The 20,493-nt window shown below is 72.5% G+C and carries 19 protein-coding genes; 7 read left to right on the top strand and 12 right to left on the bottom strand.

The genetic code is table 11. The annotated features are described in order from the left end of the window. The first annotated feature begins 186 nt into the window (after nucleotides 1-186). Entirely contained in the window at nucleotides 187-1,845 is a 1,659-nt protein-coding gene (locus FB458_RS14180) for an APC family permease (protein WP_141849066.1), read from the top strand. 36 nt (nucleotides 1,846-1,881) lie between these two features. Here FB458_RS14180 and FB458_RS14175 read toward each other — a convergent pair whose 3' ends face one another. The 8 genes from FB458_RS14175 to FB458_RS14135 all read right to left on the bottom strand — a co-directional run bounded on the left by FB458_RS14175 (nucleotide 1,882) and on the right by FB458_RS14135 (nucleotide 10,851). Continuing rightward, nucleotides 1,882-2,754 carry an HAD family hydrolase gene (locus FB458_RS14175; protein WP_141849065.1) on the bottom strand — a complete coding sequence of 291 codons (873 nt, stop codon included), beginning with the start codon at nucleotides 2,752-2,754 and terminating at the stop codon, nucleotides 1,882-1,884. A gap of 1 nt (nucleotide 2,755) precedes the next feature. Then, complete coding sequence (locus FB458_RS14170; RefSeq protein WP_141849064.1) at nucleotides 2,756-3,877, bottom strand: branched-chain amino acid aminotransferase; 1,122 nt, start codon at nucleotides 3,875-3,877, stop codon at nucleotides 2,756-2,758. A 226-nt stretch (nucleotides 3,878-4,103) separates the two neighbouring features. Then, nucleotides 4,104-5,150: a 3-isopropylmalate dehydrogenase gene (locus tag FB458_RS14165; protein WP_141849063.1), complete on the bottom strand. Its 1,047-nt coding sequence runs from the start codon at nucleotides 5,148-5,150 to the stop codon at nucleotides 4,104-4,106. A gap of 388 nt (nucleotides 5,151-5,538) precedes the next feature. Further along, entirely contained in the window at nucleotides 5,539-6,747 is a 1,209-nt protein-coding gene (locus tag FB458_RS14155; protein ID WP_141849062.1) for a GNAT family N-acetyltransferase, read from the bottom strand. A gap of 61 nt (nucleotides 6,748-6,808) precedes the next feature. Next, the gene (locus FB458_RS14150) at nucleotides 6,809-7,273 is read right to left on the bottom strand and encodes a VTT domain-containing protein (RefSeq protein WP_246061215.1); all 465 of its coding nucleotides are present in this window, start codon (nucleotides 7,271-7,273) and stop codon (nucleotides 6,809-6,811) included. 65 nt (nucleotides 7,274-7,338) lie between these two features. Next, a complete protein-coding gene (ilvC, locus tag FB458_RS14145; protein WP_141849061.1) occupies nucleotides 7,339-8,367 on the bottom strand; it encodes a ketol-acid reductoisomerase in 1,029 nt (342 codons plus the stop codon). Nucleotides 8,368-8,464: 97 nt separating this feature from the next. After that, nucleotides 8,465-8,977 (bottom strand): acetolactate synthase small subunit, encoded by a 513-nt coding sequence (ilvN, locus tag FB458_RS14140; protein WP_141849060.1) that lies wholly within the window; start codon nucleotides 8,975-8,977, stop codon nucleotides 8,465-8,467. 32 nt (nucleotides 8,978-9,009) lie between these two features. Beyond that, nucleotides 9,010-10,851, bottom strand: a complete 1,842-nt coding sequence (locus FB458_RS14135) for an acetolactate synthase large subunit (protein WP_141849059.1) — start codon at nucleotides 10,849-10,851, stop codon at nucleotides 9,010-9,012. A gap of 337 nt (nucleotides 10,852-11,188) precedes the next feature. Here FB458_RS14135 and FB458_RS14130 point away from each other — a divergent pair, with 337 nt between their 5' ends. The 5 genes from FB458_RS14130 (at nucleotide 11,189) to FB458_RS14110 (ending at nucleotide 15,793) form a co-directional block, all read left to right on the top strand. Further along, nucleotides 11,189-12,100: a GNAT family N-acetyltransferase gene (locus FB458_RS14130; protein ID WP_246061214.1), complete on the top strand. Its 912-nt coding sequence runs from the start codon at nucleotides 11,189-11,191 to the stop codon at nucleotides 12,098-12,100. Between the two features lie 102 nt (nucleotides 12,101-12,202). Further along, on the top strand, nucleotides 12,203-13,054 hold the full coding sequence (locus tag FB458_RS14125) for a hypothetical protein (RefSeq protein ID WP_141849057.1): 852 nt from the start codon (nucleotides 12,203-12,205) through the stop codon (nucleotides 13,052-13,054). Nucleotides 13,055-13,136: 82 nt separating this feature from the next. After that, complete coding sequence (locus FB458_RS14120; protein WP_141849056.1) at nucleotides 13,137-14,252, top strand: DNA polymerase IV; 1,116 nt, start codon at nucleotides 13,137-13,139, stop codon at nucleotides 14,250-14,252. 77 nt (nucleotides 14,253-14,329) lie between these two features. Then, on the top strand, nucleotides 14,330-14,995 hold the full coding sequence (locus FB458_RS14115; RefSeq protein WP_141849055.1) for a helix-turn-helix domain-containing protein: 666 nt from the start codon (nucleotides 14,330-14,332) through the stop codon (nucleotides 14,993-14,995). A gap of 159 nt (nucleotides 14,996-15,154) precedes the next feature. Beyond that, nucleotides 15,155-15,793, top strand: a complete 639-nt coding sequence (locus FB458_RS14110; RefSeq protein ID WP_211356048.1) for a hypothetical protein — start codon at nucleotides 15,155-15,157, stop codon at nucleotides 15,791-15,793. Here the strand turns inward: FB458_RS14110 and ilvD are convergent, their stop codons facing one another. Then, a complete protein-coding gene (gene ilvD, locus FB458_RS14105) occupies nucleotides 15,794-17,500 on the bottom strand; it encodes a dihydroxy-acid dehydratase (RefSeq protein WP_141849054.1) in 1,707 nt (568 codons plus the stop codon). It abuts the gene before it with no gap. Nucleotides 17,501-17,741: 241 nt separating this feature from the next. On the opposite strand from ilvD, the gene FB458_RS14100 reads away from it, so the two are divergent. Then, the gene (locus tag FB458_RS14100) at nucleotides 17,742-18,884 is read left to right on the top strand and encodes an NADAR family protein (RefSeq protein WP_141849053.1); all 1,143 of its coding nucleotides are present in this window, start codon (nucleotides 17,742-17,744) and stop codon (nucleotides 18,882-18,884) included. Nucleotides 18,885-18,976: 92 nt separating this feature from the next. Here FB458_RS14100 and FB458_RS14095 read toward each other — a convergent pair whose 3' ends face one another. From FB458_RS14095 to FB458_RS14085, 3 genes are read right to left on the bottom strand one after another with little or no spacing between them, the layout of a single operon-like run. Continuing rightward, nucleotides 18,977-19,501, bottom strand: coding sequence for a SixA phosphatase family protein (locus tag FB458_RS14095; RefSeq protein ID WP_141849052.1), 525 nt, complete (start codon nucleotides 19,499-19,501; stop codon nucleotides 18,977-18,979). A gap of 40 nt (nucleotides 19,502-19,541) precedes the next feature. Then, complete coding sequence (locus tag FB458_RS14090; RefSeq protein ID WP_141849051.1) at nucleotides 19,542-19,922, bottom strand: VOC family protein; 381 nt, start codon at nucleotides 19,920-19,922, stop codon at nucleotides 19,542-19,544. 51 nt (nucleotides 19,923-19,973) lie between these two features. Further along, nucleotides 19,974-20,435, bottom strand: a complete 462-nt coding sequence (locus FB458_RS14085; RefSeq protein WP_141850592.1) for a GNAT family N-acetyltransferase — start codon at nucleotides 20,433-20,435, stop codon at nucleotides 19,974-19,976. Between the last annotated feature and the right edge of the window lie 58 nt (nucleotides 20,436-20,493).

Raw genomic sequence — 20,493 nt, 5'->3', positions numbered from 1 at the left:
TCGTCACGGCGGGCATCATGCCGACACTGTGGCACGGGCCGGGACGCCCGTGGGACAGGTGTCTCGGGATCCGGACGGCGTGCACGGGGCATGACGTTCGAGCCCGGGGGTACGGTCAGGAGTTGTATCGCGCAACGATGCGCTCCTCGGACCACGTTGCGCCCCCTCGGACGGAAGGCCCCCATCATGGCCACGACCACCAGCAGTCCACCGCAGAGCGAGAGCCCGAACCTCAAGCGCCACGTCGGGGTCGTCGGCCTCCTCTTCGCCTCGGTCGGCTCGATCATCGGCTCGGGCTGGCTCTTCGGAGCGCTCAACGCCTCGCAGCAGGCCGGACCGGCCGCCGTCATCTCGTGGGCGCTCGGCGGCATCCTCATCCTCTTCATCGCTCTGTGCTACGCCGAGCTCGGCACCATGTTCCCGCTCTCCGGCGGCGTCGTGCGCTTCCCGCACATGGCGTTCGGCAACTTCGCCAGCTTCACCTCCGGGTGGATCACCTACATCGCCGTCGGCACCACCGCCCCGATCGAGGTCGAGGCCGCGCTGCAGTACGGCACGAAGTACGCCGACTTCACGACCAAGCACACCGTCGGCGGCGACACCGTCTACACCCTCACGCCGCTGGGGTACGGCGCCGCGGTCGTCCTCATGGCGCTCTTCGTCGTCGTCAACTACTTCGGCGTCCGCTGGTTCGCGCGGATCAACAACGCGCTGGTCTCGTGGAAGCTGTTCATCATCCTGCTCGTCATCGTCGCGTTCTTCGTCGCGGCCTTCCACGGCAGCAACTTCACGTCGTACGGCTTCACCCCGCAGGGGGTGCACGGCGTCTTCACCGCGATCGCCACCAGCGGGATCGTGTTCTCCTACCTCGGGTTCCGCCAGGGCATCGAGCTGGCCGGCGAGACGGACAACCCCAAGCGCAACGTCCCGCTCGCGGTCATCGGCTCGGTGCTGCTGACGGCCGTCATCTACATCCTGCTCCAGGTGGCCTTCATCGGGGCGCTCGACCCGGGCACGCTCAGCGGCTCCGGCGGCTGGGCGAACCTCGCCTTCAAGAACGACTTCGGGCCGCTCGCCGCCCTCGCCTCGCTGCTGGGGCTCGGCTGGCTCGCGGTCCTGCTCTACGTCGACGCCATCGTCTCCCCCGGCGACACCGGGCTGATCTACACGACGGTGACGTCACGGATCTCGTTCGCCATGGCCCGAAACGGGAACGCCCCCAAGGCGCTGGGCCGCACGACCGACCGCGGCGCCCCGCTCATCGGGCTGCTGCTCGCCTTCGTCATCGGCCTCATCGCCTTCCTGCCCTTCCCCAGCTGGCAGCAGCTGGTCGGCTTCATCACCTCGGCGACCGTGCTGTCCTTCGCTTCCGGGCCGCTGGTCCTCGTCGCGCTGCGGCGTCAGATCCCCGACCGGGAGCGCCCGTTCCGCCTGCCCGGCGGGCACGTCATCCCCTTCCTCGCGTTCTGGGGCTCGAACCTCATCGTCTACTGGTCCGGCTGGCAGACGGTGTGGAAGCTCATGGTCGCGGTCCTCATCGGGTTCGTCCTGCTGGCGATCTTCATGGCCACCGGGGTCCTGCGCGGCCAGTCGCTCGACGCCCGCGCCGGCCTGTGGGTCGTCCCCTGGCTGGCCGGCATGACGATCATGTCCTACCTCGGTGACTACGACGGCGGCCTCAAGGTCGTCGGGTTCGGCACGGCCATCCCCATCGTCGGGCTGCTGTCGGCGCTGATCTACGTCATGGCCTACCGGCTGCGGCTGCCCGACGAGGCGGCCCGCGCCTACATCGAGGAGACCGTCCAGGAGGCGGCCGTCGAGGACGAGCAGCTCGCGGCGCACTGACCGACCCCCACCAGCACGACGCCGGCGGCGTCGTCCTCAGCCGAGCAGGTGCTCGACGACGAGGGCGACGCCGTCGTCGTCGTTGGCCGCGGTGACGAGGTCGGCGGCGGCGACCACGTCGGGGTGGCCGTTGCCGACCGCGACGCCGGTCCCGGCCCAGGTGAGCATCGGCAGGTCACCGGGCATGTCGCCGAAGGACCACACGGACGCGGCGGGCAGGTCGCGCTCGGCGCACCAGGCCGCGAGCCCGGCGGCCTTGCTCACGCCCGGCGCCGAGATCTCGGCCAGTCCGCGCGCGCCGGAGAAGTGCAGCGCCCCGCGCTCCCCCACGACCCGCGCGACGGCGGCCCGGAACTCCTCGTCGGGCATCGCGTCGTGCCGCGCCAGGAGCTTGCCGACGACGCCCGCCTCCGTCGCGCGCGTCGCGCCCCGCGCACCCACGGGACCCCGTACGGCGTCGGCGGGGAGCGGGTGGTCGCTCGCGTAACCCTCCTCGACGTGGAAGCCGGAGCGCCGCTCGGCGGCGAAGGCGATGCCGGGCAGCGCCCGACGCAGGTCCGCGACGACCGCGTCGAGCGCATCGGCGTCGAAGCCGGTCTCCGCGACGACCCGGCGGGCCGGGACGTCGTACACGAAGGCGCCGTTGGCGCACACGGCGATCCCGTGCGGGCCGACGACGGCCTCGAGGTCGTCGAGCCACCGCGGGGGCCGCGCGGTGACGAGGACGGTCACGAGACCCGCCTCCTCGGCGGCCGCCCACGCCGCGCGGGTGCGCGGCGAGACGGTGCCGTCGGAGCGCAGCAGCGTGCCGTCGAGGTCGGAGGCGACGACGCGCGCCGGCCCGACCTGCGCGAGCCGCTCGCGGACGCGGTCAGCGAGCGGCTGCGCCGTCGGGGCGTCGGACCTCACCTCACACCAGGCGGGTGAGCCAGCCGCGGGTGTCCTCGGTGCGGCCGTACTGGATGTCGAGCAGCGTCGAGCGGATCCGCATGGCGACCTCGTCGACGTGCCCGGGGCCGCGGTGGTCGACGCTGCCGCCCTCCCACTTCAGCTCGCCCACGGGGGTGATGACCGCGGCGGTGCCGCAGGCGAAGACCTCGGCGAGCTCGCCGGCGGCGGCGGCGTCCTTCCACTCCTGGATGGGGATCCGGCGCTCCTCCGGGCGCAGCCCCAGCTCGCTCGCGAGCTGGAGCACCGAGCTGCGGGTGACGCCCTCGAGGATCGAGCCGGTCAGCTCGGGGGTGACCAGGCGCCCGTCCTTGTAGACGAGGAAGAGGTTCATCCCGCCGAGCTCCTCGATGGTCGTGTGCGTCGAGGAGTCGAGGAAGACGGCCTGGTCGCACCCGTGCTCGGCACCCTCGAGCTGGCCGGCGAGCGAGCTGGCGTAGTTGCCGCCGCACTTGGCGGCGCCGGTGCCGCCGGAGCCGGCGCGGGCGTAGTCGGTGGAGATCCACAGCGAGACCGGCTTCACGCCGCCGGCGAAGTAGGCGCCGGCCGGGGACGCGATGAGGCAGTAGGTGACCTCCTGCGCGGGGCGGACCCCCAGGAAGCCCTCCGAGGCGAACATGAACGGACGCAGGTAGAGGCTCTTCTCCCCCGTCTCGCCGGGCTCGGGCACCCAGGCCTTGTCGACGCCGACGAGCGCGCGCAGCGACTCGACGAAGTCGGGGGTCGCGAGCTCGGGCAGGGCGAGGCGGCGGGCGCTGCGCTGGAAGCGCTCGGCGTTCGCCTCGGGGCGGAAGGTCCACACCGACCCGTCGGCGTGCCGGTAGGCCTTGAGGCCCTCGAAGATCTCCTGCGCGTAGTGCAGGACGGCGCTCGCCGGGTCGAGCTGCAGGGGCCCGTACGACGTCACGCGGGCGTCGCTCCAGCCCTCGCCGTGGCGCCACGTCGCGAGCGCCATGTGGTCGGTGAAGCGCTTGCCGAAGCCGGGGTTCGCGAGGATCGCGCCGCGCTCGGCGGGCGGGAGCGGCTGGGGGTTGAGCTCGACCCCGAAGGACAGGGAGGCCGTCGGGCTGAGGGTGGTCGTCATGGTGGGACCTTCCGGTGGATCGGTCCGACGGGGCCCCGGGAGGCGTCGTCGCCGGACGGGTAGGCGGGGTGCTGCCGTGAACGGCAGGGTACTCGCCGCGGCGGATGACGCCGTACCGGCGGTGGCGAATCGGATTCGGTGGGCTCGGCTCGGGTCGTGAGCCGAGCCGAGTGGGCCGAATCCGATTCGGGTGGCGACCCGGATGTGGTCCGGAGGGGCGAGCGGGTCAGGCGAGGCGCGACGCGATGGCGTCGCCGACCTGGCTGGTCGAGCGGGGCGCGTCGCCGCGCTCGGCGAGATCCGCCTCGACCGCCGCCTCGACGCGGCGGGCGTCGTCGGCGCGGCCGAGGTGGTCGAGCAGGAGGGCGACGGACAGGACCGTCGCGGTGGGGTCGGCCTTGCCCTGGCCCGCGATGTCGGGCGCGGAGCCGTGGACCGGCTCGAACATGCTGGGGGCGGTGCGGTCGGGGTTGACGTTGCCGCTCGCGGCCAGGCCGATGCCGCCGACGATGGCGCCGGCGATGTCGGTGATGATGTCGCCGAAGAGGTTGTCGGTGACGATGACGTCGAAGCGGCCGGGGTCGGTCGCGAGGAAGATCGTCGCGGCGTCGACGTGCTGGTAGGCCGTCTCGACGTCGGGGAACTCGGCGCCCACCTCCTCGACCGTGCGCCGCCACAGGTGGCCGGCGTTGACGAGGACGTTGTGCTTGTGGACGAGCGTGAGGTGCTGGCGCGGCCGGGCCTGCGCGCGGGCGAAGGCGTCGCGGACGACGCGCTCGACGCCGAAGCGGGTGTTGATGCTCACCTCGGTGGCGACCTCGTTCGGGGTGCCGGTGCGCATCGAGCCGCCGTTGCCGACGTACGGGCCCTCGGTGCCCTCGCGCACGACGACGAAGTCGATGCCGCCGGGGGCGACGTGCGCGACGTCGAGGGGGCTGCGCACGCCGGGGTAGAGCTTGGCCGGGCGCAGGTTGACGTAGTGCTCGAGGGCGAACCGGATCGGCAGCAGCACGCCGCGCTCGAGGACTCCGGACGGGACCGACGGGTCGCCGATCGCGCCGAGCAGGATGGCGTCGTGGCCGCGCAGCTCCTCGAGGACGCTCGCCGGGAGGGTCTCACCGGTCGCGTGCCAGCGGCGGGCGCCGAGGTCGTACTCGGTGGTCTCGACGGTGAGGTCGCCGCCCGCGGCCGCCCGCAGGACCTTGAGGCCTTCGGCCACGACCTCCGGGCCGATGCCGTCGCCGCCGATGACCGCCAGCTGGAGCGTGCTCATACCGTGCAGCCTAGGGCCGGTCCTGAGGGGCGAGACGGGCGTCTCGCGATGCGAACCCGGTGCTCCCGGAAGATCTTCGACGAACGCGACCGGATCCAGCCCCGAGCACTCCCCCGCTCGAAGATCGTCGAGGAACGCGAGCCGGGCACGACGACGGCCCGCCCGCGGGTCGCGGACGGGCCGTGAGGGACGGGCAGCGGGTGGCCGCTCAGTCCTCGTCGTCGGTGTGGCCCTGGTCGCGCAGGTCCATCGACTCCTGCAGCGCCTGCCGGGCGCGGAGTGCTTCCTCGCTCATGTCGCGCCTCCTTCCGTGCGGTGGTGCGGTCGCCGCCTCCAGGCACGGGGTCTCCGGCCTCGGGCGACCTCTCCACGGTAGGTGGACGTCCGACTATCTGACACCCGAGTCTTGGGATCCGGACACCGCGTCGCTCACCGGTCCGAACCGGCGCAGCTCGCGGGTGATCGTCCGGTGCGCCCGCAGCATGCCGACGGCCCGGTAGACCCGGGCCGAGCCCGGCCGGTCCCCGACGAGGGTGAACCGGCGGGTGGTGACCAGCTGGTCGGACCAGCGCAGCTTGGCCGTGTCGACGCCCGGGGAGAACAGCATCCGCCGCCGGCCCTCGGCCTCCGCCCGGCGCAGCGCGTGCTCCTGCAGGGCCGTGACCGGGCTCAGCTCCCACGCCTCGTCGGCGACCCCGGACACCGACACCCACAGGGTGTCGCCGACGGCGAAGGTCAGCAGCGCGGCCACCGCCCGACCGTCGCGCTCCACCCGGTGGACGGTGGCGCCGGCGTACGGCGCGCGCCGGGCCAGCCCCTCGAGCAGCCGCCCCTGCGAGGGGACCTCGAGGACGTCGGCGTGACCGGGTCCGCGGTCGAGCCCGGCGCGGTCGCCGTGCAGCCGCCGCAGGTCGGCCAGCGCCGCCGGCCACCCGGGCTCGCCGGCGGCGACGCTGGTCAGCGCCCACTCCCCGCCCGCCCGGGCCGTCCGCGAGCGGAACCGGCGCAGGCTCTCGCGCAGGTTGCGCCGCGGCCGCCAGGGCTCGTCGCCGTCGAGCGGGACGCACACCTGTGGCACGGGGGCGCCGGGGACGATGGCCGGCCGGGCGCCGACGTCGGACAGCCAGCGCGGCTCGGGCCACGGCTGGTCGTCGCGCAGCTCGAGGTCGACCCAGTCCCAGCGCTCGTGCCGGTGCAGCCAGCCGACCGCCGCGGCCAGCGCGGCCCGGTCGTGCGCGGGGTCGAGCAGCGGCTCGGACACCTCGTGCAGCAGCGGGTCGAGCAGCGCCCCGGCCAGGTGCAGCGAGCGCACCGCGTCGCGGTACGGCGCCCCGCGCCACCGCGCGCCGGGCAGCCACCGGTGCACGAAGAGCGGCAGGACGGCGACGAGGCCGTCGCCGGGGTGGGTGACGGCGAGGACGCGTTCGTCGCCCTCGGGCAGCAGGGCGTCGTACCAGGCGAGGACGGCCTGCGGACCGGCGAGCGGGTTGCGCGGTGGCACGCGCTCGGCGAGCGCGCACCACGCGGGCAGCAGCGGCTCGACGTCGGCGCGCGTGTGGCAGCGGACGTCGTACGTCCCGCCCTGCCTCGCCGTCACGGCTCTCCCCCAACGGTTCCCGCGGGTCGCCGTACGCCACCCGTCGTGAGGACGGTAGCGCTCACGCCCGTCGCCGGCGTCGCCACCACGCGGTGGCGGCGGCGACGAGGGCGAGCAGGACCGCCGCGGCGACGACGTACGGCCAGCCGCCGCCCACCCACAGCTCGACGACCGCGAACCCCACCGTCGTGTAGACCAGCGCCCACAGCAGCGCGCCGACGACGACCCCGGGCAGGTAGCGCCGCCACGGCATCCGCAGCGCGCCGGCGGCGGCGTTGGCGGCGGTCTGGAAACCGACGGTGAGGAAGGACAGCGCGACGACCGGCGCGCCCCAGCGGGCGACCACGCGCTCGGCCCGCTGGAGCGAGGGCCGGTCGAGGCGCGCGGCGACGCCGCGCAGCCGGCCGGTCCCGCCGCGCAGCCCCCGTCCCGCGAGGTAGGTCAGGCTCCCCCGGCCCAGGGCGGCGACGAAGAACAACGCGTAGAGCGCCGCGAACGGCCAGTCGGAGAAGCCGGCTCGGTCCACGTCGACCGAGCCTACGGGGCGGCGCCGGTGACCCGGCGCCGCCCCGTAGGGAGCTCAGCCGTGCGTCAGCGCGCCGCCGAGCCCTCGACGTAGTCGCTGTCGGAGTCCTTGATCCAGGACATCAGGCCGCGCAGCTCCTTGCCGGTCTTCTCGATCGGGTGCTGGGCACCCTTCTCGCGCAGCGCGGTGAACTCCGGCGCGCCGGCGTCCTGGTCGTCGATGAAGTGCTTCGCGAAGGTGCCGTCCTTGATCTCCGCGAGGATCTGCTTCATGTTCTCCTTGACGTGCGGGTCGATGACCCGGGGCCCGGAGACGTAGTCGCCGAACTCGGCCGTGTCGGAGATCGACCAGCGCTGCTTGGCGATGCCGCCCTCGATCATGAGGTCGACGATGAGCTTGAGCTCGTGCAGGCACTCGAAGTACGCGACCTCGGGCTGGTAGCCGGCCTCGGTGAGGGTCTCGAAGCCGTACTGCACCAGCTGGGACGCGCCGCCGCAGAGGACGGCCTGCTCGCCGAAGAGGTCGGTCTCGGTCTCCTCGGTGAAGGTCGTGCCGATGCCGCCGGCGCGCAGGCCGCCGATCGCCTTGGCGTAGCTCTTGGCCAGGTCCCAGGCGGTGCCGGACGGGTCCTGCTCGACGGCGAGGAGCACGGGCACGCCACGGCCGTCGGCGTACTCGCGGCGCACGAGGTGGCCAGGACCCTTGGGGGCGACCATGAGCACGTCGGAGGACGCGCGCGGCGTGATGTAGCCGAAGCGGATGTTGAAGCCGTGGCCGAAGAGCAGCGCGGCGCCGTCCTTGAGGTGGGGCTCGATGTGCTCGGCGTAGACGGTGCGCTGGACCTGGTCCGGGGTGAGGATGACGACGAGGTCGGCCTCCGCGGTGGCCTCGGCGACGGTGAGGACACGCAGGCCCTCGGCCTCGGCCTTCGCACGGCTGCGGCTGCCCTCGGCCAGGCCGATGCGGACGTCGACGCCCGAGTCGCGCAGGTTGAGCGCGTGGGCGTGGCCCTGGCTGCCGTAGCCGATGACGGCCACCTTCTTGCCCTGGACCACCCCGAGGTCGGCGTCGTCGTCGTAGAACATCTCGGCCATGGGGCCAGTCTCCTTCGGTTGTGGACTTCTTCTTCAGGTGAAGCGGGGGGCGCACCCCGTGCGGCGACCCGCGGGTCGCCGTACGGCGTCGTGCGGCTCAGGCGCTGCGCAGGCTGCGGTCGGTGATCGAGCGCGGCCCGCGGCCGACGCCGACGACGCCGGACTGGACGAGCTCGCGGATGCCGTAGGGCTCGAGCAGCCCCAGCAGCGCGTGGACCTTGTCGACCTTGCCGGTGGCCTCGATGGTCACCGAGTCGTGGGCGACGTCGACGACGCGGGCCCGGAACAGCTCGACGGTCTCGAGGATGTGCGTGCGGGTCGTCGCGTCGGCGCGGACCTTGACCAGGACGACCTGGCTCTGCACCGACGCGGTCGGGTCGAGCTCGACGACCTTGAGCACCTCGACGAGCTTGTTCAGCTGCTTGGTGACCTGCTCGAGCGGCAGGTCCTCGACGTCGACGACGACGGTCATCCGCGAGATGTCGTCGTGCTCGGTCGGGCCGACGGCGAGGGAGTCGATGTTGAAGCCGCGGCGGGAGAACAGGCCCGCGATGCGGGCCAGGACGCCGGGCTTGTTCTCGACGAGGACGGACAGGGTGTGCTTGCTCATGTCGCTCCTGCTCTCTGCTTCCGGGCCGGCCGTCAGGCCTCGCGGTCCCACACGGGGGCCGCGCCGCGGGCGTTGAGGATCTTGTCGTTGCTCACGCCGGCGGGCACCATCGGCCACACCATCGCGTCGCGGGCGACGACGAAGTCGATGACCACGGGCCGGTCGTTGGTCTCCAGCGCGGTGCGGATCGCCGCGTCGACGTCCTCCTCGCGCTCGACCCGGATCCCGAGGCAGCCGTAGGCGTCCGCGAGCTTGACGAAGTCGGGGATGCGCTGGCCGACGCTCGTGTGCAGGTCGGTGTTGCTGTAGCGCTCGTTGTAGAAGAGCGTCTGCCACTGGCGCACCATGCCGAGGCTGCTGTTGTTGATGACCGCGACCTTGATCGGGATGTCGTTGATGACGCAGGTCGCCAGTTCTTGATTGGTCATCTGGAAGCAGCCGTCGCCGTCGATGGCCCAGACGGTGCGCTGCGGCTCGGCGACCTTGGCGCCCATCGCGGCCGGGACGGCGTACCCCATGGTGCCGGCGCCGCCGGAGTTGACCCACGCGTTGGGGCGCGAGTAGCGCACGAACTGCGCGGCCCACATCTGGTGCTGGCCGACGCCGGCGCAGTAGACCGCCTCGGGGCCGGTCAGCTCGCCGATCCGCTCGATGACGTACTGCGGGCTGAGCGCCCCACCCTCGTCCTTGGTGTAGCCGAGGGGGTAGGTCTCCTTCCACTCCGCGACGGTGGCGCGCCAGTCGGCGTAGTCCGCGCCCTGCGAGGCCTCGTCGTGCGAGATCGCCTCGATGAGGTCGGTGATGACCTCCTTGGCGTCGCCGACGATCGGCACGTCGGCGGTGCGGTTCTTGGAGATCTCGGCGGGGTCGATGTCGGCGTGGATGATCTTGGCCTCGGGGGCGAACGTCGACAGCTGACCGGTCACCCGGTCGTCGAAGCGGGCGCCGAGGGTGATGAGCAGGTCCGACTTCTGCAGCGCCGTCACCGCGGCGACGGTGCCGTGCATGCCGGGCATGCCGAGGTTGAGCGGGTGCTCGTCCGGGACGACGCCGCGGGCCATGAGGGTGGTGACGACGGGGATCTGCGTGAGGTCGACGAGCCGGCGCAGCACCTCGCTGGCCTCGGCGCGGACGATGCCGCCGCCGACGTAGAGCACGGGCCGCTTGGCGGCGGCGATGAGCCGGGTCGCCTCGCGGATCTGCTTGCTGTGCGGGCGGGTCACCGGACGGTAGCCGGGCAGGTCGGTCGTCGGCGGCCACGAGAACGTCGTCGTCCCCTGCAGCGCGTCCTTGCTGATGTCGACCAGGACCGGCCCGGGGCGGCCGCTGCGCGCGACGTGGAAGGCCTCGGACAGGGCCCGCGGGATCTCGGCCGGGTCGGTGACGAGGTAGTTGTGCTTGGTGATCGGCATCGTGATGCCGCGGATGTCGGCCTCCTGGAAGGCGTCCGTGCCGATGGCGGCGGAGCTGACCTGGCCGGTGATGGCGACGATCGGCACCGAGTCCATGTAGGCGTCGGCGAGCGGCGTGACGAGGTTGGTCGCGCCCGGGCCGGAGGTCGCCATGCAGACGCCGACCCGACCGGTCGCGGCGGCGTAGCCCTCGGCGGCGTGGCCGGCGCCCTGCTCGTGGCGCACGAGGATGTGCCGGACCGACGTCGAGTCCATGAGCGGGTCGTAGGCGGGCAGGATCGCGCCGCCCGGGATGCCGAAGACGGTGTCGACGCCGAGCGCCTCGAGCGAGCGGACGAGGGCCTGGGCGCCGGTGACCTGCTCCGGCGTCGGGATGGGGCCGGGCTGCGGGGCGGGGGTCCGCCGCGCGTGCTGGGCGATGTCGGCCGGGGAGGGTCGCACCGGGGTCGCGCTGTCGCTCACGTCGTCACCTTCGGTCGTGCTCGGGTCCTGCTACGGGTCCTGCTGGGGGTGCTGCGGGTCGGAGAGCGCCGCGGGTGAGGGGCGGACTCCGGCCACAAAAAAACCCTCCGGTCCACTGGCGGACAGAAGGGGAGCGCGTCGGGCTCGGGTCGGTGGACCGTCGTCAGACGCGCGGAGGAAGTACGAGGAGTCGTGCCACAGGGACACCGTGCTCCCCGGGGTGAGGCGGTGTCAATCCGGGCTCCGGCGTGTCCCAGCATCCGGGACGGTTGTGTCACCAGACGGACACCCCGAAACCGGGGTGACAGCGAGCGCCGACGGCCCCCATCCTGCCGAGGTGACGCGCGATCCCGACCCCGACCCGCCGGCGCCGTACCGCCGCCGGGGGCTGGTGCTGCCCGACGCCGTCCGGGTCCACGAGATCGTCCGCGACAGCGAGGTGCACGACGTCGGCGAGGCGGTGGTCGACGCCGAGGACATCGTCGGCGACTGGCAGCGGCCGAGCTTCGACGTCACGACGCAGGCCGTCGGGCTCGAGCTCGACGGCGAGCTCGTCGCCTACGCCGAGGTCTTCCGGGGCCAGCGCGCCGACGCGCACGTCCTGCCGGCGCACCGTGGCCGCGGGCTCGGGACCTGGCTGGCGGGCTGGGTCGTCGCGGAGGGGCGGCGGCAGGGCGGGACGACCGTCGGGCAGCCGGTGCTCCAGGGCTCCGACGCCGATCGGCTGCTCGGCTCGCTCGGCTGGCGTGTGCGCTGGACGTCGTGGGTGCTCGCCCTCGAGGAGGGCCGCGAGATCGAGCCGCAGCCGCTGCCCGCGGGGTACGCCGTCCGCGGGCTCGAGCCCGGTGAGGAGCGGCTGGCGTACGGCGTCGTCGAGCGCGCCTTCTCCGAGTGGCCGGACCGCACCCCGACCGCCTACGAGGACTGGGCGGCGGTGACGGTGCTGCGCCCCGGCTTCACCCGGTCGATGCTGCGGCTGGTCACCGCGCCGGACGGCGCGGTCGTCGGCGCCGCGGTCGTCGTCGACAGCGGCGCGACGGCGTACGTCGACCAGCTCGCCGTCGAGCGCGCGCACCGCGGGCGCGGGCTGGCGAGAGCGCTGCTCGTCGACGCCTTCGCGGGCGGCCGGTCCCGCGGTCGCACCCGGTGCGAGCTGTCCACCGACTCGCGCACCGGCGCGCTGGGGCTCTACGAGAAGGTCGGCATGACCGTGACGTCGACCTGGGTCAACCGCGGCACCGACGTCTAGCGTCCGCAACTCTGCGGCACCGGTGCCGCAGAGTTGCGGACGTCCGGACTTCCGTGACGGACGTCAGGGGCCGTGCGGAGCCCCGGGGGCAGGGTGGGCGGCATGGTCCAGGGGGACATCACTCGTGACATCGACGTCCACGCCCGTCTCGCGCCGCCAGGTGACGCCCGTCGGATGCTGCTCGCGTCGACCGCGGCGCTCGTCCTCGGGCAGGTGGTCGTCATCGCGCTGCACGAGACGTCTCACGCCGTCGCCGGCCTGCTGCTCGGGCTGACGCCGACGCAGTTCACCAGCCAGGTGCGCTTCTCCCCGGAGCCGACGCCGGGTCAGCACGCGGTGACGGCGCTGACCGGACCCGCCTTCAGCCTCCTCAGTGGGCTGCTCGTCGTCGCTCTCGCGCGGCTGCGGCCGCCTGGCTGGTGGCGGCTGTGGCTGGCGTGGGCCGGCTTCCTCAGTGCCCAGGAAGGCATCGGCTACCTCGTCATCGCGCCGCTGGTGAGCAGCGGCGACACCGGCGCCGGGCTCGCGGCCCTGAGCGCGCCGGGCTGGGTGGCGTGGGCGATAGGCGCCGTCGGGGTCGTCCTCATGGTGCTGCTGGTGCGGCGGTTCGCCGCGGTGGCCGTGACCTGGGCCCGGGACCTCTACGAGCTGCGGGCCATGATCGTCTGGCCCTGGCTGGTCGGGACGGCGGTCGCCGTGCTCCTCGAGCTGGCCTTCCTCGCGCGGACCGCGGGGACCCAGGACGGCGACGTCGTCGCCATCCTCCTCGGCTCGGCGTCGCTCGCGGTGTTCTCACCGCTGGCCATGGTCTTCTGGCAGCGAGCCCGCGCCCGGCAGGACCCGACGACCCTCCCGACGCAACCCGCTCCCCCGGTGCCGGTCGTGGCGTGGGTGCTGTTCCTCGTCCTCGTCCTCGTCAAGCTCCTCGTCGTCACCCGCGGCGTCACCTGGTGAGACGCAGCGTCCGCAACATCGAGGCACCGGTGCCTCGATGGTGCGGACGCTACGACGGGGCGGTGACGGGCAGGATGGGGTGATGGCGCGCTGGGTGCTGCACGTCGACCTCGACCAGTTCCTGGCCGCGGTCGAGGTCCTGCGCCACCCGGAGCTCGCGGGCAAACCGGTCGTCGTCGGCGGCCGCGGTGACCCGACCGAGCGGGCGGTGGTCTCGACGGCGTCGTACGAGGCCCGGGCCTTCGGCGTCCGCTCCGGGATGGCGCTGCGGCTGGCCCAGCGCAAGTGCCAGGACTGCGTCTTCCTGCCCGTCGACCGACCCGTCTACGAGGAGGTCTCGGCGCGCGTCATGGAGACCCTCAAGGCGCAGCCTGGCGCGACGGTGCAGGTCCTCGGTTGGGACGAGGCGTTCGTCGGCGTCGACGACGCCGAGGTCGGCGACCCGGTCGCCTACGCCGAGCGGATCCAGGCCGAGGTGCTGGCCGCGACCGACCTGCACTGCTCCGTCGGCATCGGCGACACGACGGTGCGGGCGAAGATCGCGACCGACTTCGGCAAGCCCCGCGGCACCTTCGTCCTCACCCGTGACACCTGGGTCGAGGTGATGGGCGACCGCCCGACGACGGCGATCTGGGGCATCGGCAACCGCATCGCCGCCCGGCTCGAGGCCCTCGGCGTCACGACGGTGACCGACCTCGCGCGCGCCGACGAGGACGCGCTCACGACGGAGTTCGGACCGCGGATGGGCCCGCACTACCGCCGGCTCGGGCGTGGCCTGTCGACCAACGTCGTCGACGACACCCCGTGGGTCGCGCGGGCGCACGGGCGCGAGACGACGTACCAGCGCGACCTGGTCACCCCCGAGGAGGTCGCGGCCGCCATCGAGGAGCTGGCCCGGCAGGTCGAGACCGACCTGCGGCACGAAGGCCGCCCGGCGCAGCGGGTCGGCCTCAAGGTCCGCTACAAGCCCTTCTTCACGACGACCCGGGTGCGCACCCTGCCCCAGCCGACGTACGACGCCCCGACCCTCGCCGCCGTCGCCCTCGAGCTCCTCGCCGGCCTCGACCAGGGCGACCGGCCCATCCGGCTGCTCGGCGTGCGCGGCGAGATGGTCCCACCCGAGGGCGGGTACGACGCCCCGCGCACCGTCGGTCGCGGCGGCCCGGCCGCGGCCGAGCCGCCGGACGCGTTGCTCTGATCCCCTCCTCAGCAGCCCACGCCTCGACGGATGATCGCCGCTTTACAGATTACGTCCGATAGGGGACCTTATCTGTTATGGCTGATGGGTTCCTCAGCATCGAGGAGACGGCGAACGCCCTGGGGGTGTCGACCCGGCATGCCCGCAGACTGGCGGACTCCGGTGCGGTCGACCGCATCGCCCGCGGGCTCGTCGACCGGGCGTCCGTCGACCGGTACCTCCGGTCGCACCGACAGGGGCGGACTCGCGCGTGGGCCGAGCCCACCGCATGGGGAGCCGTCGCCTTCCTGTCCGGCCGTGACGTCGACTGGCTGGGCACGGTGCAGACCTCTCGCCTCCGGACGGCGCTACGCGAGACTCGCGACGTCGACGAGCTGCTGACTCGCATGCGGGACCGCACGCGCGTCCGCACCTATGAAGCTCACCGCGCGGCGATCCCCCGACTGCGAGCTCTGGTCCTCGCCACCGACCTGCGCCAGCTCGGCATCAGCGATGCGGTCGACGGCAGCGTGGACGGCTATCTCGCGGAGGACGACCTGGACCGTGTGGTGCTCACGCTGGGCCTGCGGGAGGCGACCGACGGGACCGTCGTGCTGAGGACGACCGGCTTCGACACCGCGCGAGTCCGCGGCCTCGTCGACACCCTGACGGTCGCGGCGCTGGATGCGGCGACGAGCAGCGACCCACGCCTGCGGAGCGCCGGCCGACGTGCCCTCGACGACGCGATGGAGGCCCATCGGTGATTCCGGACCGCCCGACGATCGAGATCACCACCGCAACAGGGGGATGGCCGGACCCGTGGCCCAGCGTGGCCGAGCTGGCCCAGGCTCTCCCCGACGGGAGCTGGACGCTGGTCGGCGGCTTGATGACAGCTCCACACCGTCCATCACGGCCTGGGCATCGTGCGGCCCACCAACGATGTCGACATCGTGCTGCACCTGGAGACGCGTCGAGGACTCCCAAGCGCCGTGGCGACTGCCCTCGAGATCCTCGGCTACCGCTTTCGACCCAGCATCGACCCGCGCCACAACACGGCACACCGCTTCGTCCGAGGCGCGTCCACCGTCGATCTCGTCGTCGGCGCGGACGAGCAGGATCAGGTGGACGTGCTCATCGCGGACCACCCTGCTCCGCGGGTGATCGAGACGCTGCGTGGACATGAGATGACCCGCATCGAGGGAGGCACTCAGGCACTGCGCCGAACTGTCAATGCACGGTTGGAGATCGTGCGCGGCGCGACGGCGACCGTCTCGGTACCGCGACCCTTCGGAGCACTGATCCTCAAGGCTGCTGCCTACACCGCTGACTCCCGGGATGGGGACCGCCATCTCTTCGACGCCGCCGCGCTGCTCGCCTGCATCGACGACCCGTTCGCCGAACGGGCTGGATTCGCCGGCTCGGACCGGCAGCGGGTGTTGACCCTTGTGCGCCGTCTCCCGATGGACCACGAGGCATGGCGGGCACTGCCCGCAGACCATCGGACTCAGGCACAGCTGACCCTCGCCCTGCTGGCCGGGACCGAGCCCAGGTCGATCCTCTGACTACTCCAGGACCGCGCCCCGACTCGCGCTCCCGACGAGCTTGCGGTACTTCGCGAGCACCCCGCGCGGGTACTTCGGCGGCGGCGGGGTGAAGTCCTTGGCGCGCTCGGCCAGCTCCTCCGGCGACACGTCGACATCGAGGGTGCCGGCCGCCACGTCGAGCCGGATCGTGTCGCCGTCCCGGACGAACGCGATCGGTCCGCCGTCGACGGCCTCGGGCGCGATGTGCCCGACGCAGAGACCCGTCGTGCCTCCGGAGAACCGGCCGTCGGTCATGAGCAGGACGTCCTTGCCGAGCCCGGTGCCCTTGATGGCGCCGGTGACGGCGAGCATCTCGCGCATGCCCGGGCCGCCCTTGGGGCCTTCGTACCGGATGACGACGACGTCGCCGGCGGCGAGCTTGCCGCTCTCCACGAAGTCCATCGCCGCCCGCTCGCCGTCGAAGACGCGCGCGGTCCCGGTGTAGGAGTCGGTGTCGAAGCCGGCCGACTTGACGACCGCGCCCTCCGGCGCGAGCGACCCGGTGAGGATCGTGATGCCGCCGGTGCGGTGGATCGGGTTCTCCATGGCGCGGATCACGTGGCCGTCGGGGTCCGGCGGCGGCACGTCGGCCAGGTTCTCGGCCACTGTCTTCCCGGTCACGGTCAGGCAGTCGCCGTGCATGATGCCGGCGTCGAGCAGCGCCTTCATGACGACGGGGATGCCGCCGATCCGGTCGATGTCCTTCATGACGAACCGGCCGAACGGCTTGACGTCGGCCAGGTGAGGCACCCTCGCGCCGACCCGCTTGAAGTCCTCGATGGTCAGGTCGACCTCGGCCTCGTGCGCGATGGCGAGCAGGTGCAGCACCGCGTTGGTCGAGCCGCCGAAGGCCATCGTCACGGCGATGGCGTTCTCGAACGCCTCCTTGGTCATGATCTGCCGCGCGGTGATCCCGCGGCGCAGCAGCTCGACGACGGCCTCGCCGGACTTGCGGGCGAAGATGTCGCGGCGCCGGTCGGTGGCCGGCGGCGCGGCCGACCCCGGCAGCGACATCCCGAGCGCCTCGCCGATGGCGGCCATCGTGTTGGCCGTGTAGAACCCGCCGCACGCGCCCTCACCCGGGCAGATCGCCCGCTCGATGGCGTCGACGTCGGCGCGCGACATCTTGCCCGCGGCGCAGGCGCCGACCGCCTCGAACGCGTCGATGATCGTCACCTCCTTCTCCGAGCCGTCGGAGAGCTTGGCGATGCCGGGCAGGATCGTCCCGGCGTAGAGGAAGACCGACGCGAGGTCGAGCCGCGCGGCCGCCATCATCATCCCGGGAAGCGACTTGTCGCAGCCGGCGAGGAGCACCGACCCGTCGAGGCGCTCGGCGTTCATCACGGTCTCGACCGAGTCGGCGATGACCTCGCGCGACACGAGCGAGAAGTGCATCCCCTCGTGACCCATCGAGATCCCGTCGGACACGGAGATGGTGCCGAACTCGAGCGGGTAGCCGCCGCCGGCGTGCACGCCGTCCTTGACCGCCTTGGCCAGCCGGTCGAGCGACAGGTTGCACGGCGTGATCTCGTTCCACGAGCTCGCGACGCCGATCTGCGGCTTGGCCCAGTCGTCGTCCCCCATGCCGACGGCCCGGAGCATGCCGCGCGAGGCGGTCTTCTCGAGCCCGTCGGTGACGTCGCGGGAGCGGGGCTTGATGTCGGGGGCCGGCGTCTCGGTCGTCATACCCGCGGACTCTAGCCCCGGGTCCCGCAGGACGCCGTACGGCGTCTCGCAGGTCGGCTAGGAGCCTCGTGAGGGAAGCGACACAGCTAGCGCACTCCTCGCGCTCGGGCCTGCGGTTCGCGAACTCGTGTCCGGGCGCCGCCGCTTTTTCGTGCCGTTCGGGGCCGTCAGCGGCAGGATCGCCGAGTTCTCCGTGCGGAGATGTCCGCGTGACCATGTCTCCGAACGTAGATTGCCGTCCATGGCCATGTGGAGTCGAACTTCGCGCGATGTCGATGGTGAGAGCGTCATCGGCTCTTGGCGGCATGCGTTCATCAACAACGGCGGTTCGTACTACCTAACCGACCTCATCGTGTACGCCGACGGCCTCGTTGACTGCTGGGGCCTGGTGACGGTTGAGCAGTTCCGCGACAAACTTCGCAGTGGCTGGGTGGCGACGTCGCTCAAGGAGGGCGCCGAGGCGTCCGCGCACGAACTGGCGTCGTGGACGTTCAAGAATGTCCAGTCCTGGGTCGGTGCAGATGAGCTCTACCGCGAGGTCGTCGACCAGATCGAGACCCTTAACGGCCGCCTCGACTCCGCCGGTCGGTGCCTCGAAGCCCTCGACCTGTTCCTGGCCGAGCAGACCGATGCGAACAGACAGCGTCTCGCGGGCGCGTACGACGACATCCCCGAGCACCGCCGCCGATACATCCTCGGCGACATGGACGCCAAGGACTGGCCCCTGCAGGTCCTCATCACCCCCCTGGGCAAGAAACTCGCCGGCCAGTCCGTGACCGAGGAACGCCGCGAGACGGCGCTCGCGTACTTCGCCGAGTGGCGAGCCGGCCGGGACGAGGCGGCTGAGCGCACCCCGACTGTCGCGCCTGCGGTCGTGGTCCCGGGCTCCTTCCACCACAACGGGTGGCCCGATCCTCCAGGCATCCTCGGCCTCCACACCCAGTACCCGGCGCCGGTCCGCATAGGTGACGTGCTGTACCCGACCGTGGAGCACGCCTACTGGGCCCTCCGAACGACGGACCGGGCCGTTCAGGACGCTGTCCTCGCCGAACCCAACACCTACAGACTTAGTCAGATCGCGAGTGGGATCCCGGCACGACCCGGCTGGGACGCATCCCTGCAGGCGACCATCGCCCACCTGCTCAGAGCCAAATTTCAGCAGCACGAAGCGCTGGCGCTGGAGCTTCTCGCGACCGGTGAGGGACGCATCGTCTTCAACGCTGCCGGGTTCGGCGACACCTACGCATACAACAGCCGACGTCACCTCATCGGCCGACTTCTCGAGCTCGTCCGCGCTGAGCAGCAAGCCTGGCGGGCTGGGCTTCTGGACCTAGGCGCGCTCGACCAGTCGGAAACGCCGAATTTCGTCGTTTACGAGGAATAGGTGCCGGTTGGACATATCGACAAAACGCACGGTTCCCCGTCACCTCGCGATGAGAGGGCGCGGCTGGAGGGCCCTACTTGAGCCCACTATCCTCAACCGCGGGCGACGTGGACCCGCACGAGGCGGGCGGCGCCGACCTCCAGGTCGGCCCAGTCCCCCTCGACCTCGAGAACGGCGATGCCGCTGGTCGGGAAGCCCTCGGCGAGCACCCGGTGCGCCTCGACCGACCCCTCGCCGTCGCTGAGCAGCGCGGCGGCGTCCGGGATGCCGGGGCTGTGCCCGACGACGACCAGGCTGTCCACCTCGCCGCCGTCCTCGCGCACCGACTGCAGGACGCCCTCGGTCCCGTCCTGGTAGACCGCGCGTCGGTACTCGACGTACGCAGTGTGGCACCCGCCCTGCGAGATCCCGGCCCACGTCTCGCGGGTGCGCACCGACGTCGAGCAGATGACGAGGTCGGGCGAGACGCCCTGCTCGTGCAGCCACCGCCCGGCGGCCAGCGCGTCGCTCCGGCCGCGGTCGGTGAGCGACCGGTCGTGGTCGGGCTTGCCGAGGACCTGCTCGGCCTTGGCGTGGCGGACGAGGACGAGGGTGCGGTGCTCGGACGGCCCGGTCATGGCCCGCAGTCTGCTCCCCGCCACCCTCCGGGGCCAGGGGTCAGCCGCGCCCGGCCCGCTCGGCGGCGCTGCGCTCGACGCACAGCTCGTTGCCCTCGGGGTCGGCGAGGACGACCCAGCCGGAGCCGTCGGGGCGTCGGTGGTCGGCGACGTGCGCGGCGCCGCGGCCGAGGAGCCGGTCCACCATCTCGTCGCGGGGGACGTCCGGGGTCAGGTCGAGGTGGACGCGGTTCTTGACGACCTTCCCGTCGGGGACCTGCTCGAAGAGGATCCCCGTCCCGCCCGGCAGGTGGACGATCGCCGCCGGGTCGCCCGGGAAGTCCTCCGGATCCATCTCGACCTCGAACAGCGCGCACCACCACCTCGCCTGCGCGTAGGGGTCGAGGGCGTCGAAGGTCACGTGGTTGATCGTCGTCGGCATGCGCTCAGGAAAGCGCCGGTCCGCTTTCAGCGGCAACGGGTTTACCGGGCGTCACGTCCGCAGGTCGAGCGTCATGAACGTGCTGTTCGGGTCCTCCCCGTAGCCCTCGAACGGCCCGCACCCGACGAACCCGTGCCGCGCGTAGAGCCGCCGCGCCGGCGCGAAGTGGTCCTGCGACCCGGTCTCCAGGCTGACCTGGTCGTACCCCCGTCGCCGGGCCTCGTCGAGCACCGTGGCGAGGACCAGCGCGGCGACCCCGCGCCCGCGCGCGGCCGGGCTCGTCCGCATCGACTTCACCTCGCCGTGCGTCGGCGAGAGCTGCTTGAGCGCGCCGCAGCCGAGCAGCGCACCGGCCTCACGGACCGTCCAGAACGTCACCGCCGGGTCCTGCAGGCCGGTGAGGTCGAGGGCGTGGACGCTGCACGCCGGTGACGTCGCGTGCATCTCGAGCAGGTGCTCGGCGAGCAGCGCGCGGACGTCGTCGCGGTCGAGGCCGCCCGACTCGACGGTCATCGCGGTCGTCACGTCCCTCATCCTGGCAGGGCGCCGCGACGGCGTCGGTACGGTGACC

Source organism: Lapillicoccus jejuensis (assembly GCF_006715055.1).
GTDB classification, from domain to species: domain Bacteria; phylum Actinomycetota; class Actinomycetes; order Actinomycetales; family Dermatophilaceae; genus Lapillicoccus; species Lapillicoccus jejuensis.
The sequence above is the reverse complement of the archived record's forward strand: the minus strand, read 5'-3'. Positions and strand labels throughout refer to the sequence as shown.